Genomic DNA, 13,204 nt, shown 5'->3' on the forward strand with positions numbered 1-13,204 from the left:
GGCCGGTCTCGCCCGATTGCTACCCGGGTAGCACCGATTGCTACCCGGGTAGCACCGATTGCTACCCGGGTAGCACCGTGTGCTAATCTTTCAGCAATGGCGAAATCAGCAAAACGCAAGGGCGCCACGACGACGTTCTCCGTCTCGGTCGATTCGGAGACGAAGAAGATCCTTCGCAAGCTCGCCGACGATGCATACGGCGGCAACCTCTCCGCGCTGGTCACCGAGGTCGCGAGGGACGCGGCGCGGCGCCAGGCGGCGGCCGAGCTCCTGCGCATGAACGGCCTCGAGCCGATGGGGTTCGCGGAGACATTGGCCTTCGAGAAAGAGATCGAAGCAGAGCTCGCGAGCCCCTCGAAGAGAAAGCGCAAGGTCGCATGATTCCTTGCTTCGTGCTCGACACGGGCGCGCTCATCGAGGCCGAGCGGCCGGGCCCCCGCATGCGCGGATTTTTATCGATGGTGCACCACGGCCGCGCCGCAGCTGTCACGCCAACGTCGTGCGTGCTCGAGTGGTGGCGAAAGCGGACAGACCGGTGCGAGAAGGTCCTCGCCCTGGTGAATGTGGAGCCGCTCACGCTCGCGGCCGCGCAGGCTGCCGGCGTCGCGCTCGGAAAAATGAAGGAGCGCGTCGATAGCAAGCTGTCCATCGACGCGAGCGTCCTCGCCACGGCGTCGTTGCTTGGCGCCATGGTGTTGACGGGAGACTTCGACGACCTCTCCCGCGTTGCAACGCATTTCCCCGGAGTGCGCGTGCTCTCGTCGCGATCCGAAGGTGGCTCCTCCGCACGATAAACGCCTTAGCCGATCGATCCCCGAGCCAACCGTGACGCGGGGCGCTATGGTCGACGGCGGAGGGCTCGCGGCATTGGAAATGCAAAGCGGGCCACGTCCGAATTCATGCGGAGGTGATCATGGGCGTCGTGCAATTCGAAAAGGGAGCGGCGGTGGGAACGAACGGCGGACCGCCCGCGGGCGAGATCATCCGGAGCTATGCCCCTGCCAGCGGCGAGCTGCTCGGCGAAGTCCCGGTCATGTCGCAGAACGAGATCTTCGCGGTGGTCGAGCGCGCGCGAAAGGCGCAGGCCGCGTGGGGTGTTCTACCCGTGGCCGAGCGGTGTGAGCGTCTCTTGCGCCTGCGCGACGCCATCGTGGAGCACGCCGAGGAGCTGGTGGAGACGATCACCCGCGAGTGCGGCAAGCCGCGGCACGAGGCCCTCGCGCACGAGGTCACCATCATCGCCGATCTGCTCACGCATTATTGCCGCCGCGCCCCCGATGTGCTCGCCCCGCGCCCCATCGATCTGCACCTGTTCAAGCACCGCAAGAGTTATGTGCATTATACACCCCGCGGGGTCGTCGGCGTCATCTCGCCCTGGAACTACCCGTTCTCGATCCCCATGGGCGACGTCGTCTTCGCGCTCATCACGGGCAGCGCCGCGGTGCTCAAGCCCAGCGAGGTCACGCCCCTCACGGCCCTCAAGGCCAAGAGCATCTACAACGGCACCGGCCTCCCCGAGGATCTCTTCGCCGTGGTCACCGGCCTCGGGGCCGCCGGCCAGGCGCTCATCGACGCCGGCGTGGACAAGCTCGTCTTCACGGGCGGCGTGGAGACCGGGCGTCGCGTGGCGGCGGCTTGCGGGGCGCGCCTCATTCCGTGCGTCATGGAGCTGGGCGGCAAGGCGCCGCTCATCGCCTGCGCCGACGCCGATCTGGAGCGCACCGCCCGGGCCATCGTCTATGGTGGCTTCTCCAACGCCGGGCAAGCGTGCATCTCGGTCGAGCGCGTGTACGCGCACAAGGACGTTCATGCGCAGCTGGTCGCGCGGGTGAAGGAGCTGGTGGGCGAGCTTCGCGTCGGCGATCCGTCCAAGGACTACGTGGACGTGGGGGCGATCATCTTCCCCAAGCAAATCGAGATCGCCGAGCGCCACATCGAAGATGCCCTGGCGAAGGGCGCCGAGCTGGTCACCGGTGGCAAGAAGCGCCCCGGCCCGGGCCAGTTCTTCGAGCCCACCGTCCTCGCCAACTGCACCCACGAAATGACGGTCATGACCGAAGAGATCTTCGGCCCCATCGTCCCCTTCGCCAAGGTGGAGTCCAACGAGGAGGCGCTCTCCCTCGCCAACGCCTCGCACCTGGGCCTCAACGCCTACGTCTTCACCCGCGACACCGCCAAGGGCCGCGCCCTGGCCGAGCGCATCGAGGCCGGCAGCGTGGTGCTCAACGACGTCCTCGTCAACTACGGCGCCACCGACGCGCCCTTCGGCGGCATCAAGCAGTCGGGCTACGGCCGCGTCCACGGCGACGACGCCCTCCGCGACATGGCCGAGTCCCGCCACGTCAACTACAACCGCTTCGCCGGGCCCGAGCGCGATCCCCTCTGGTACCCGTACACCGGCAAGAGCCTCGGCTGGATGATGCGCGGCGTGCGCTTCCTCTTTGCCGGCAACGGCATCATCCAGAGGCTCGGGAAGCTCATTTAGAGCCGCGCGAAGAAAATATACACGGTGTCGCTCGAACGAGGGAAGATTGCAAAACAGGCCGCCTCGCAAAGGCAGCCGATGCGCCGTCGCAAGGGCCGCCCGATGCGCCGTCGCAAGGGTCGCCAATGCGCCGTAGCAAGGGCCGCCCGGTGCGCCGTCGCAAGGGCCGCCCGGTGCGCCATCTTCCCCGCTTCCGGCAGTAGCCCCTAAATCACGGTCGCGGCCAAGCCCGTCGCATTGCGGCGGGCCTCCACGACGAAGGAGTAGCACTCCAGCGCGTCGCGAAAGCCGACCTCGTCGCTCTGCCGCGCCGCGCGCACGAGCGAACGGAATTTCAGGTAACGACGGCCGTCGAGGCCGAGCAAGAGGCACACGAGCCCCGGATCGCGCGGCGCATCGACCGAGCCGCCCAGGCCTGCGGCGGAGGCGAGCACGCGGGTGAGGAGCACGTCGCACGCCATGATGGCCCCCAGCGCGTCGTGCGCCCCCAGCAAATGCTCGCACTTGCGAACGGCGTCGCGGTCCGCCTCGGGCCATAGCTCGGCCATGGTGAACACTGTGCCCCCCTGCGACGAGGGGGACACCGTCGGCACCAAGTACGAGCCGCTCTGCGAGCCATCGCCGCGCGCGAGCGCCGGACGCGGCTGAGGGCCGTCGGGATCGCGCGCCAGCGCGTGCGCCGCTTGCCCCACGGGCGAGGGACGAGCCACCGGCGAGGCGCGGACCACCGGCGAACGCTTGTCGTGCGGCTGCGCCATTTGGGGGCGCGCGTCCGGCTTGGGGCGCGGGGACTCGGCCAGACCGCGGATGGCATCGGCGATGCCCGACGTCTCGTCGTCGAGCAGCATGATGATCTCGCGGCGGTTCGGCAGCTCCTCGCGGTAGGTCTCCATGGTCAGCTTGGTGATCTGCTCCAAGCCCTCGAACACCCCATCGCCGCGCGTGGCCACGGTCCCCACCGACGGCGCGCTGAACAAATTGAAGCGCCGATCGAGCTCGTCCTCCGAGACCACGTCCGCGAGGTCGCGCTTGTTCCACTGGAACGCGTGCGGCATCTGCGAGAGCGCCCGCCCGTGGTCGGCCAAGTTGGCGTTCAGATCCTCGAGCGACTCCTGGTTCGCGTCGAGGCGCGCGCCCTGCGAGTCGGCCACGAAGACGATGCCGTCGGCGCCCGTCAGCACCAGCTTGCGCGTGGCGCTGTAGTAGACCTGGCCCGGCACCGTAAAGAGCTGCAGCCGCACCGTCATGTTGCGGATCTTCTGCAGGCGCAGCGGCAGAAAGTCGAAGTAGAGGGTCCGGTCGGTGGGCGTGGCGAGCGAGACGAGCTTGCCGCGCTTCTCCGGCGCCGAGGCCGCGTGGATATGTTGGAGCGTCGTCGTCTTCCCCCCGAGGCCGGGACCGTAGAAGACGATCTTGAAGACGAGCTCCTGAGTTAGTGGGTTGAGCGAGGCCATACGCGCAGCTGCGTGGAACGTCGGGCGCCGCAAGCGGCGGACCTGCGTTCGGGACGCTGCGAAAGCATCGTAGTAGCAATTCGCCCCAGATCAGGTCCAATTCCTCAACGAGAATGCGCGATTTTATCGATCTCCATAGCCACTGGATCGCCCACATCGACGACGGTGCACGCAGCCCCGAGCTGGGCATCGCCCTCCTTTCCCGCCTGCACCAGGCCGGCTTTTCCAAGGTGATCGCCACGCCCCATATGCGTCCAGGTATGTTCGACAACGACCGGCCCGCACTGGAGCGGGCGTATGAGGCGATGACCCCCCACATCCATGAGGCGCGCGAGGCCAAGGTGGCCCTGCCCGAAATCGGCCTAGCCAGCGAGCACTTTTTCGACGACATCGTCTACCGGCGGCTGGTTCAAGGCCAAGGCCTCCCCTACCCCGGCACGCGCGTCTGCTTGATCGAGCTGCCGCCGCAATCCTTCCCCGCCTTCCTTCAAGCGCGCCTCTTCGATCTCCGCCGGGCCGGTCTCACCCCCGTCCTCGCCCACCCCGAGCGCTACCAACCCGTGTGGAAAGACCCTGCCGTGCTCACCCCCCTGCTCGACGCCGGCACGCACCTGCAGCTCGACCTCTGCTCGTTGGTGGGAAAGTACGGCCGCAAGGCCCAGCGGGCGGCCGAGGAGCTCCTCGAGGGCGAGGCCTACGAGATCGCCTGCTCCGACGCCCACAAGCCGGACGACGTCGATGCCGTGGTTTCGAGCATCGAACGACTCGAATCGCTCGTCGGACGCGACGAACGAGCACGTTTGCTCATCCAAGGCCCTCGCACACTGCTAGCTCCCAAACCCGACTGAACCCTGCAGACGTTTGCCTGCCTGAAATCGGCCCTGGACGGGCCGAACCTGGCTCAACCTGCCGGACCTCCGATTTTGAACCTGATTGAACCCTGATTGAACCTGACTGAGGAAAGATTCCCCATGCCAACCGAAGGAAACGAACGGATCGCCGTCATCGGACTCGGATACGTCGGTCTACCGGTGGCGCTTGCCTTCGCGCGCCAATTTCCTGGGACCGTCGGTTTCGACATCGACAAGAAGAAAGTCGAAGAACTCCAGAACGGCTACGACCGAAACCACGAGGTGAGCAAAGAAGTGCTCACCGGCACCCCGCTCCGGGCGTCCAGCGATCCGAACGATCTCAAAGGCATCACCTTCTTCGTCGTCGCGGTGCCGACCCCGGTCGACGAGCACAACGTCCCCGACCTCACGCCGGTCATCCGCGCCTCCGAAACCGTGGGCAAGGCGCTCGCAAAGGGCGGCGTGGTCGTCTACGAATCCACCGTCTACCCCGGGGTCACCGAGGACGTGTGCGGCCCGATCTTGGCGCGCGTATCCGGCCTCGATCGCAAGGATTTTCGCCTGGGCTACTCGCCCGAGCGCATCAACCCCGGCGACACGGAGCACACGTTGGAGCGCATCGTGAAGGTGGTCTCCGGCGAGGACGGCCCCACGTTGGAGCGCGTGGCCAACACATACGGCGCGATCATCCAGGCCGGCGTTCACCGCGCGCCGTCCATCAAGGTGGCCGAGGCGGCCAAGGTCATCGAGAACACGCAGCGCGATTTGAACATCGCCCTGATGAACGAGCTGGCCATCATCTTCGACCGCATGGATATCCGCACCAGCGACGTGCTCGCGGCGGCGGCCACCAAGTGGAACTTCCTCAAGTTCAAGCCGGGCCTGGTCGGCGGTCACTGCATCGGCGTCGATCCCTATTACCTCACGACCAAGGCCGAGCAGCTCGGCTACCAGCCGCAGGTCATCCTCGCGGGCCGCCGCATCAACAACAACGTGGGTCCCTTCGTGGCCCAGCGCACGGTCAAGCTCCTCATCGACGCGGATCTCCACGTCAAGGGCGCGAAGGTGGGCGTCTTGGGGCTCACGTTCAAGGAGAACGTCAACGACCTTCGCAACAGCAAGGTCCCCGACATCCTGACCGAGCTCGATCAATTCGGCATCAAGGCGCTCATCCACGATCCGCTGGCCAACGGGCCGGAGGCCGTACACGAGTACGGGCTGCACCTCTCCGATCTGAGCGCCTTCCAAGATCTGGACGCGCTCATCTTCGCCGTCTCCCACGAGGCGTACATGAAGCTCGGCCAAGCCAAGATTCAGTCCTTTTTGCGTCCCGGCGGCGTGTTCGTCGACGTCAAGAGCGCCTTCGATCCGCGCAAGGTCGATCGCAACATCCGCTACTGGAGCCTCTGACGAACACATTCACCCTCGCGTGAACGCCGCGAGGCGTGTCGCGAGCTCGGGCTCCATGCTGTGCGCCGCCGGGGCTTTGGCTCAGGGGGCGCACTGCGGGAGCTGGTCGTCAGTCGCCCCTCGCGTGAACGTTGCGAGGCGGTTCGCGAGCTCGGGTTCCACGCTGTGCGCCGCCGGAGCCGGCCTTTGGCTCAGGGGCACGCGCAGCCGGGAGCCCGTCGTCAGTCGCCCTCGAGTGAACGTCGCGAGGCGGGTCGCGAGCTCGGGTTCCACGCTAAGCGCTGCACACCGCCGGGACTTCGGCTCAGGGGCGCACCGCGGGAGTTCGTCGTCAATTGCCGTCGGGTGAACGTCGCCAGGCGGGTCGCGAGCTCGGGTTCCACGCTGTGCGCCGCCGGCCTTTGGCTCAGGGGCGCGACGCGGGAGCCCCTCGTCAGTCGCCCTCGGGTGAACGTCGCGGGGCGGGTCGCGAGCTCGGGCTCCATGCTGTGCGCGGCCGGGACTTCGGCTCAGGGGCGCCGCGGGGAGCTCGTGGTCAAGGCGTTTTGCGGAGGGGGGTGCGGTGCTTTTCGGGCAAACGATGTCCCGTGGGACGACTTGCGAGGTGGTACGGCCGGACACTCCGCGCTATAGGTGCGTGCCGAAGTGGCCGCCGAATCCCGCAACCCCCTCCCGACATCAACCGAGCTGAGCACGCAACCCGCACCGCCCCCCGGATTTTTCCGACGTCATGCCGCGAAACTGATCGCGTCGGCGGTGATCACAGCGAGCATCATCTTCACCCTGCAAAAGGGAGGGCTCAAGCTCTGGCCCGATAGCGGCAACTTTGCCCACGTGCAGTGGTGGTCCATCGGCCTCTATCTGCCGCTGCTCATCGCGGCCACGTACTTCCGCGCGGTGCGCTGGCGCTTCTTGCTGCGCTCCATCGCCGATATCCCCTTGCGGCGCGTGCTGGCGGTCTCGTGGATTGGCTTCGCCGCCATTTTGCTCATGCCCTTCCGGCTCGGCGAGTTCGTTCGCCCGTACATGATCCGGGACAACAAGGGCAAGCTGTCGATGTCCGCCGCCACCGGCACCGTGGTCGCCGAGCGGGTCGTCGATGGTCTCTATTTGAGCATCGTGCTCGCGGTAGCGCTCATCACCGTCCCGCACCTCGAGCCGCTCCCGGCCACCGTGGTGGGGCTGCCCGTGTCGGTGGCCGCCGTGCGCCACTCGGGCTTCGTGATGCTCGGCTTCTTCACCACCGCCTTCATCGTCATCGGCGTCTACTATTTCGCGCGCGAGTGGGCCCGCAAGGTGACCCTGGCCGTCTTTGGCTTGGTCTCCAAGAAGCTCGGCGAAAAGCTGTCCGGCATCGCCGAGCGCCTGGCCGACGGGCTTCATGCCTTCAGCCGCGGCCGCGACGCCATCGGCTTTCTCTGGGAGACCACCCTCTACTGGTTCTTCATGGTCGCCAGCATGTGGGCGCTTGCTTGGGGTTGCGGTGTCGCGCACGCCGACGGCAGCGCCATCACCTTCGGCGAGACCTGTGCGCTGATGGGGATGCTCAGCGTGGCCATCCTCATCCCCGGACCGCCGGGTCTTCTCGGTGTGTTTCAAGCGGGCATCTACGCCGGCATGACCATGTACTTTCCGACCCACGTCGTCATCGGCGAGGGCGCGGCCTATGTCTTTCTGCTCTACCTGGTGCAGCTGGTGTGGACCGTGATCGCAGCGCTCATCTTCTTGGTCGGGGATCGAGGAGCGTTGAAGCAGCTGAGCTCCACCGACGGCGACCCCGGTGCGGAGCGCGCGGCCGCCTCGTAAGTGCTACACCTCGGCATGGCCGAGACCTCCCTCCCGATCCCTCCGGTCGACTTTCTCGTACGCCAAAGCGACCTACGCCAAATCGAGGTGCGCGAGCTTCCACCGCCTGCGAAGGTGCACCTCGACGAGGGTGACATCCTGGTATCCGTCGAGCGATTCGGATTTACGGCGAACAACATCACCTACGCTGCGCTGGGCGACAAGTTCGCATACTGGCGCTTCTTCCCCGCCCCCGAGGGCTGGGGACGAATCCCCGCGTGGGGCTTTGGCACCGTGTTGCGCTCCCGTGCGGCGGGCGTTCCGGAGGGCGAGCGGCTCTACGGGTTTTTGCCCATGTCTTCGCACGTGGTGCTGCGCCCTACGAGCGAAAAAGCGTGGGGCTTCATCGATGGCGCCCCGCACCGGGCGGAGCTCTTCGCGCTCTACAACCAGTACACGTACACGCGCTCGGATCCTGCTTACGATCCGGCGAAAGAGGCGGAGCAGATGCTCTTTCGCCCTTGTTCCTCACGTCCTTCGCGCTCGACGATTTTCTGCACGAGCGCGCGTGGGACGGGGCGGACACGGTGCTCCTCACGAGCGCGTCGAGCAAGACCGCCGTCGGACTTGCCTTTCTGCTCGCCGAGCGAAGGCGCAAAGGCGATGCGAGCCGCGATGGCATCGACGTGGTCGGGCTCACCTCGGCGCGCAACGCGGCGTTCGTGCAGGGGCTCGGCTACTACGCCGCGTGGTGACGTACGATGCGCTCGCGAGCTTGCCGGGCAAGCGGATCGTGCAAGTCGACTTCGCGGGGAGCGGGCCGCTCATCGACGATCTGCACGAGCACGTGGGCTCGCGGCTGCTCGGGACCCACGCGGTGGGGCTTACCCATTGGGACCAGCGGGAGAGCACGGGGACGAGGTCGGGGTCGCCGCGTTCGGTCTTCTTTGCGCCTGCTCAGATCCGCAAACGCTCCGAGGAGTGGGGCGCGGCGGTGTTTCAAGCGCGCTTCGGCGAGGCGTGGCGGGGCTTCGTGGGCTCGCCCGCGGGGGTGTCCAAGTGGCTGCGGGTGCAGGACCATCGCGGGCCCGAGGCGGCGCGGCGTGTTTATCTGGACGTGCTCGATGGACGTGCCAAGCCGGATGAAGGCTTGATCGTGGCGCTGTAGTCGTCGCGTGGGGCGCGAGGGGCGCCGTCATGCGCGGCGCGGAGGTGCGCCTTGACGCGGGCGCAAAGCGTTGTACCATTCGGTAAACACTGTGACGTTTGGTACAAACATCGACTTCGACTGGAGGAAGTGCACATGACCCTCGCTCGCCCGCCTGTTCCGCCGTTTACGTTCGAAACCGCGACCCAAAAGGTGCGTCTGGCGGAGGACGCCTGGAACACGCGTGATCCCGAGCGGGTCGCGCTGGCCTACACGGAGGACAGCCGGTGGCGAAACCGGTCGGAGTTCCTCCAGGGGCGACCGGCCATCGTGGCCTTTCTCACGCGCAAGTGGGCCAAGGAGCACGACTACCGTCTCATCAAGGAGCTATGGGCCTTTCACGAGAGCCGCATCGCGGTGCGGTTTCAGTACGAGTGGCGCGACGATGCCGGCCAGTGGTTTCGCGCCCACGGCAACGAACAGTGGGAGTTCGATGCGCACGGCTTGATGCGCCGTCGTGAGGCCAGCATCAACGATGTCTCGATCCGCGAGGCGGACCGCAAGTTCATTTGGCTGCTGGGTCCCCGCCCGTCCGATCACCCTGGCCTGACGGAGCTCGGGTTGTAATCTCGACAGCGGGAGCTCGGGTTGTAATCTCGACAGCGGGAGCTCGGGTTGTAATCTCGACAGCGGGAGACATGGCCAAGACCGTCAGCGAGCGTCACGATGTGCTTCCAGCCCTGGGCGAAGTGTTCCGCGAGCATGGCTTCGAGGGCGCGAGCCTTTCGCTCATCACCGAGCGCACGGGGCTTGGAAAAGGGAGCCTCTACCACTTCTTCCCTGGCGGAAAAGAGGAGATGGCAAGCGCCGTCCTGGCCGACATCGACGCATGGTTCGAGGGCCACATCTTCGCCCCCCTCCGCACCGACGACGATCCCAAACGCGCCATCCGACAGATGCTCGCCGCCGTAGAAAAGTATTTCCTATCCGGGAGGCGCGTCTGCCTCGTCGGCGCCTTCGCCCTGAGCGAGAGCCGCGACCGCTTCGCCAAATCCATCCGCAGCTACTTCGTCTCCTGGACCGACGCGCTCACCGACGCCCTCCTCCGCACCGGCCAAGACCCCAAATCCGCCAAAGACTTCGCCGAAGAAATCGTCGCCACCATCCAAGGCGCCATCATCCTAGCCCGCGCCCTCAACGACCCCGCCTCCTTCCGCCGCACCCTAAGCCGCCTCGAATCCCGCCTTTGACGCACGCACGCAACGCAGAAAAGACGAAAACAGGCGCCACCCGCCTAAACCAGGGCGCTTCACTGGAAGACAAAAGCCAATCTCGGGCCCCCTTCACTGCGAACGCGACGCCGTAGACGAATGCCGGCCCCGCCGCCTCCAAACACAGCGCCGGTCTCAGGCCCCCTTCACTGCGACGCAACGCCGTTGACGAAAGCCGGCCCCGCCGCCTCCAAACACAGCGCCGGCCTCAGGCCCCCTTCACTGCGAACGCAGCGCCGTTGACGAATGCCGGCCTCGCCGGCTCCAAACACGCCCCCGGTCTCAGGCCCCCTTCAACACAAACGCAACACACGTAGACGAGAAGCCGGCCTTTCCGGCTCCAAAAACAAAAAAGCCGGCCTTGGGCCGGCTTAACCGAGAGAGAGCACAGGAAGACGAGAAGACAGGAAAGAGAGAGGGGGATATGGATTCCGAGACATTCGGAAACCGTTCCCGTCTCCCCGCCTACCTGTGCTCTCTCTCGAGAGACGCCGATGTCGAAAGGATGGGAATCACCGCCGGTGGGGCGGCTCGAAAGACGTTTTCTACGGGAAGCCCGACACAGTCGGGCCGTCAGCTAGCTGCCCGCGAGCAGCTGAGAGGTTGCAACCGCCTTGGCCTTCGCCGGCTGCTCGGCTTTTTCCGGCTTGGGAGACGCGGTGGCGGTCTCCGTGGAGGGAACGTCGCCGCAGCAGCGGAAGCCGATTTGGTAGAAGATGAACGTTTCGTTGTGCGCGGTGGTCATCGGACGGCAGCGGGTGCGCACAGGGCCCCAGTAACCGCCTTTGAGGCCGCTCTTGTAGGGGCGGCCGCTCTCGTTTACGACCCACTCGTCGACGTTGCCGGTCATGTCGTGGACGCCGTAGGGGCTCACGCAGGCCTCGCGGAACCCCGACGGATCGCGTTGGTCGAGGCGCGCCACTTCGGCGTCGCGCGTGCGGGGGTCGGCGATCAGCTTTTCGTCGGGCTCGGGGTGCGGCTTGTCGATGTTGCACGCCTCGGCGTTGCGCTCGAGACCGTAGGGGTACGGTAGGCGCTCTTGGCCTTCGCAGGCCACGGTCCATTCCGTTTCGCCGCAAAGACGTTTGCCGAGGGATTCGCACGTGGCCTTTGCTTCGATCCACGTTTTCATCACCACCGGCTTCTCGCCGGCGATATTGGGATATTCGTATTTATCGATGCAGAACTTTTTGTGGCTCGTCGCCGACTGGCAAGGACCGGTCGGAGCGAACTCGGCGCACCGCATCTTGGTCTCGGGGTCGACCCAGCGCAGGCACTTCTGTTCGAGCCAGGGACAATAGTCGCCCTCGACTTGCACCATATCCGCCGGGCAGGCGCCCGAGGCGCCAAGCGCTGCAGGTTCAGCGCCGGTGGAAACTGCAGGTATGGCGGGTGCGGCAGCCGCCGCAGCAGGCGCCGCAATGGCGGCCGTTACTCCGTCTCGCTTCTGCAGCTCGCTGTTCGCGAGCTTGTTGCCAGCTGCCGACGGGCTCGGATCGGACGGCGCCGCCGTGGCCACGCCTCCGTCCGGAGAGCTGGCACCAAAGATGACCGCTGCAATCGCAACACTGACGAAAATACCAAGTTGACGCATTGTGGTTCCCCCCGTGGAGGGGGCACTTCCTCTTCGGCTTTCCGCCGCAGGGACTTCGCGTTTTGCGAAGTCGCTAATTCGTATAAGCAATTGTCTCGCCAAGATTTTACGTGTCTCTCGACCACGCTCCCCGCGGTGGCGGATGCCGCCGCCGCGACCCCATCGCGACCCATCGCAAAGTCCAACCCGAGAACGCGACCCGCTCGCGCCCTGGAAATTTCCCTGTATTTCATACTCTAATGGAGACAATGTAGGTGGGTCACGTTTTCGGAGCGACACCCCTGGGGACATGTACGCCGTATCCGGGTTCTCACAGCGACATCCACCGCGACACCGGCGCCAGGGTTTCGTGCTTCGATTGCGAGAGGGCGGTAAAAGTGCGTAAGTGTCGATGCGCGAAAGGCCCGCGCGATGTACGCGTACAGGCGACTTCTTTGCGCATTTGGTTCGCGTACAGCCAATATAAATACATACATAGGACACAAGGTCGTAGATGTGTGCGAGCCTTGTTTCCGCGCATTTTCAGGGCAGTTCCAGCGTATTTTCGACGTACTTCTGGCGCGCTTCAGCGCACGCAGAGCAGGGCGGTTGCCGCCTCCAGCGGAATATCCTCGACGATCAGCGCCTCGCCTTGAATGCAACCGCCCTGGCAGACCGCCACCGGCTTGGCCTGGCCGGAGTCGCAACGGTGCACCACACCGCGCGCGCAGTGGAACCGCTCCACCTCGCAAAAAGCGCCCAGCGCCTCGGGATCGTGCGCCGGCGGCGGCGAAAGACCGGGATCCACCGCGGGGTGCGCGAAGACGGCCGCAGGATCCGGCGCGCAAAGCTGCTTTTCCGCGCTCTCGCGCGGCATTTCCATCTCCAACCCCTCGACGACGCAGCCGCGCGCGCAGGCGGGCAGCGAATCCCACGGGCAGCGGCACCCTTCCGGCGAGCAAGGCCCGGACGGCGTATGGGCGCGCGACACGGAGACCACACCCCCGCGGCACCGCGCCAGCCCGTCGGGGCACGGTGCCTCCTTTGGTTCGCCCGGCATGGGCGGCTTTGGAAAGTCGCCCGCAAACCCGTGGTCACGCAGCCACGTGGACAGACAGCCACGCTGACACGCCGGAAGCACCACGAGCAGCACCCACGGCATCAGGCGCCGCAGGCGGGTGCGGCGGGATACGTGCGGTGCGGCGGGTACGCGAGGGGCGGCCACCTC

11 protein-coding genes and 1 pseudogene are annotated in these 13,204 nt (G+C 66.1%); 9 read left to right on the forward strand and 3 right to left on the reverse strand.

Annotated elements, in window-relative coordinates; all coding sequences use genetic code 11:
* Positions 1-96 precede the first annotated feature (96 nt).
* The 3 genes from LZC94_23605 to LZC94_23615 all read left to right on the forward strand — a co-directional run bounded on the left by LZC94_23605 (position 97) and on the right by LZC94_23615 (position 2,485).
* Positions 97-381 (forward strand): hypothetical protein, encoded by a 285-nt coding sequence (locus LZC94_23605; GenBank protein ID WXB10862.1) that lies wholly within the window; start codon positions 97-99, stop codon positions 379-381.
* A complete protein-coding gene (locus tag LZC94_23610; protein ID WXB10863.1) occupies positions 378-794 on the forward strand; it encodes a hypothetical protein in 417 nt (138 codons plus the stop codon). Before LZC94_23605 ends, LZC94_23610 begins: the two co-directional genes overlap by 4 nt.
* 119 nt (positions 795-913) lie before the next feature.
* Complete coding sequence (locus tag LZC94_23615; GenBank protein WXB10864.1) at positions 914-2,485, forward strand: aldehyde dehydrogenase family protein; 1,572 nt, start codon at positions 914-916, stop codon at positions 2,483-2,485.
* Positions 2,486-2,691: 206 nt separating this feature from the next.
* Here the strand turns inward: LZC94_23615 and LZC94_23620 are convergent, their stop codons facing one another.
* Entirely contained in the window at positions 2,692-3,732 is a 1,041-nt protein-coding gene (locus tag LZC94_23620; protein ID WXB10865.1) for a GTPase domain-containing protein, read from the reverse strand.
* A gap of 320 nt (positions 3,733-4,052) precedes the next feature.
* Here LZC94_23620 and LZC94_23625 point away from each other — a divergent pair, with 320 nt between their 5' ends.
* From LZC94_23625 to LZC94_23650, 6 genes and pseudogenes are all read left to right on the forward strand, one after another.
* Entirely contained in the window at positions 4,053-4,787 is a 735-nt protein-coding gene (locus LZC94_23625) for a protein tyrosine phosphatase (GenBank protein WXB10866.1), read from the forward strand.
* A gap of 123 nt (positions 4,788-4,910) precedes the next feature.
* Positions 4,911-6,200 (forward strand): nucleotide sugar dehydrogenase, encoded by a 1,290-nt coding sequence (locus LZC94_23630; protein ID WXB10867.1) that lies wholly within the window; start codon positions 4,911-4,913, stop codon positions 6,198-6,200.
* A 756-nt stretch (positions 6,201-6,956) separates the two neighbouring features.
* Positions 6,957-8,006, forward strand: a complete 1,050-nt coding sequence (locus LZC94_23635; protein ID WXB10868.1) for a flippase-like domain-containing protein — start codon at positions 6,957-6,959, stop codon at positions 8,004-8,006.
* A gap of 15 nt (positions 8,007-8,021) precedes the next feature.
* Positions 8,022-9,153, forward strand: a pseudogene (locus tag LZC94_23640) (DUF2855 family protein).
* A gap of 135 nt (positions 9,154-9,288) precedes the next feature.
* Positions 9,289-9,759, forward strand: coding sequence for a nuclear transport factor 2 family protein (locus LZC94_23645; GenBank protein WXB10869.1), 471 nt, complete (start codon positions 9,289-9,291; stop codon positions 9,757-9,759).
* A gap of 71 nt (positions 9,760-9,830) precedes the next feature.
* Complete coding sequence (locus LZC94_23650) at positions 9,831-10,382, forward strand: TetR/AcrR family transcriptional regulator (GenBank protein ID WXB10870.1); 552 nt, start codon at positions 9,831-9,833, stop codon at positions 10,380-10,382.
* A 598-nt stretch (positions 10,383-10,980) separates the two neighbouring features.
* Here LZC94_23650 and LZC94_23655 read toward each other — a convergent pair.
* Both LZC94_23655 and LZC94_23660 read right to left on the reverse strand, forming a co-directional pair.
* Positions 10,981-11,997, reverse strand: a complete 1,017-nt coding sequence (locus tag LZC94_23655) for a formylglycine-generating enzyme family protein (protein ID WXB10871.1) — start codon at positions 11,995-11,997, stop codon at positions 10,981-10,983.
* Between the two features lie 565 nt (positions 11,998-12,562).
* Entirely contained in the window at positions 12,563-13,201 is a 639-nt protein-coding gene (locus LZC94_23660; GenBank protein ID WXB10872.1) for a hypothetical protein, read from the reverse strand.
* Between the last annotated feature and the right edge of the window lie 3 nt (positions 13,202-13,204).

This window comes from Sorangiineae bacterium MSr11954, assembly GCA_037157815.1.
Taxonomy (GTDB): Bacteria; Myxococcota_A; Polyangia; order Polyangiales; family Polyangiaceae; genus Pendulispora; species Pendulispora albinea.

What these genes read in the sequence shown, in the direction of transcription:
- LZC94_23605 (WXB10862.1), top strand. Translation starts at nt 97, where the DNA reads ATGGCGAAATCAGCAAAACGCAAGGGCGCCACGACGACGTTCTCCGTC.
- LZC94_23610 (WXB10863.1), top strand. Translation starts at nt 378, where the DNA reads ATGATTCCTTGCTTCGTGCTCGACACGGGCGCGCTCATCGAGGCCGAG.
- LZC94_23615 (WXB10864.1), top strand. Translation starts at nt 914, where the DNA reads ATGGGCGTCGTGCAATTCGAAAAGGGAGCGGCGGTGGGAACGAACGGC.
- LZC94_23620 (WXB10865.1), bottom strand. Translation starts at nt 3,732, where the DNA reads ATGACGGTGCGGCTGCAGCTCTTTACGGTGCCGGGCCAGGTCTACTAC.
- LZC94_23625 (WXB10866.1), top strand. Translation starts at nt 4,053, where the DNA reads ATGCGCGATTTTATCGATCTCCATAGCCACTGGATCGCCCACATCGAC.
- LZC94_23630 (WXB10867.1), top strand. Translation starts at nt 4,911, where the DNA reads ATGCCAACCGAAGGAAACGAACGGATCGCCGTCATCGGACTCGGATAC.
- LZC94_23645 (WXB10869.1), top strand. Translation starts at nt 9,289, where the DNA reads ATGACCCTCGCTCGCCCGCCTGTTCCGCCGTTTACGTTCGAAACCGCG.
- LZC94_23650 (WXB10870.1), top strand. Translation starts at nt 9,831, where the DNA reads ATGGCCAAGACCGTCAGCGAGCGTCACGATGTGCTTCCAGCCCTGGGC.
- LZC94_23655 (WXB10871.1), bottom strand. Translation starts at nt 11,997, where the DNA reads ATGCGTCAACTTGGTATTTTCGTCAGTGTTGCGATTGCAGCGGTCATC.